This window comes from Bacillus sp. Marseille-Q3570, assembly GCF_946151055.1.
Classification (GTDB): Bacteria; Bacillota; Bacilli; order Bacillales; family Fictibacillaceae; genus Pseudalkalibacillus.
The window spans coordinates 1-1,320 of the sequence record NZ_CAMGYZ010000037.1; the positions used below are offsets into that span (position 1 = coordinate 1).

Sequence of the window (1,320 nt, forward strand, 5' to 3'; positions counted from 1 at the left end):
GGTTCTACGTCAATTGTTGGGGTAGGAGATCGTGCTCCTATCCCTTAACCTACTTGAAATTCTAAATCTTTAAATTGATGGTGCAATAATATACGTAATCGTAAACGGTCATGTCGTTGGAAACCAAAGGCGTTACGCTTAATTACTTTGGTTAAGTTGTTGAGCCCTTCTATGAAGCCATTATTGTAATCAAATGCAAAGCTGTTTAAAATCTCCACCTGCCAATTTTGAAAGGTCAGGATTGTGTTAATAAACTCTTCCAGTCCTGAGGCATTGACTTGGTCGTAAAATTGGTATAAACCTTCTTTGATCTGTTTCATGCTTCTCTTCGAGTCTTTTGCCTTTTCAAACCATATCCTGAAAGCTTCTTTTAATCCATAAGCGATTCTTAACTCTTCAGATAGTCCTAAATAGCGTTCTAAGTGCCAGTGTTGTTTCTCACTGAGCTTGTCATAAGGCATATGAAATACATGCCTCATACGCTTACACTTCTTTCGATCATAATCGTGGAAGTCTTTTTGTACACGTTTTCTCACTCGATCCACAGCCCAGTAGATATAACGACAAAAATGAAAGCGATCAGCTATGATTATAGGGTCATTCAGGGCTTTCTTAACGGCAGAGGCAAAAGAGGGACTCATATCCATGATGACCATTTTGACCTTTGAACCTCTGGTTCGTAAGTATTTCTTTACGGTCTCCACTGAACGATCAGGAAGGATGTCTAACGGACTATGGGTTTCTCCATCCGCAATAATGACCTGGTATTTTCCTTCATTCGTATCTCCTTTGTATTCATCAATCGCAATGACAGAAGGCAGTTCCTCCACTTCTTTCAAAGCTGGGGCTGCAATCTGATCAAAGCGACGGATGGCCGTTGTTTGAGATGTATGAAACTGTGCTGCGGTATCTTTAAAATTCTTTCCCTGGATGATTCGTAAACCTAAAGCTTGATTCCATTCTCTCGTATGGCGCTGATAACGATCTACTAGCGTATTATTTTCGAAGAATCGTTTCCCGCACACACATACATACCGTCGTTTACGATAAAACAGAAAAGAGGTTCGTTCATAGACCTTCAAGTGTTGTACTTTCTGAAGGCGGTAATCATGAACCCGATTGGTCCGTTTATTACAGGAGGGACATCGATGATGTCTTCGTGGGATCTCCACATGAAGATGAAAAACACCCTCTACCTCCTCAGCTCGTGTTACCTTTACACCTTCTAATCCTGGTAAAACCATGTTAAAATGCACGTACACACAACTCCTATCCCCACTCTTGTTTCTCGTCAATTCAAGTGTACAGGTTATAGGAGCT

Annotated in this window: 1 protein-coding gene; it reads right to left on the reverse strand. The window is 40.9% G+C overall.

Features of this window, described 5'->3' with window-relative positions; all coding sequences use genetic code 11:
- Positions 1-44: 44 nt before the first annotated feature.
- The gene (locus tag N8M93_RS22570; RefSeq protein ID WP_261134892.1) at positions 45-1,262 is read right to left on the reverse strand and encodes an ISL3 family transposase; all 1,218 of its coding nucleotides are present in this window, start codon (positions 1,260-1,262) and stop codon (positions 45-47) included.
- Between the last annotated feature and the right edge of the window lie 58 nt (positions 1,263-1,320).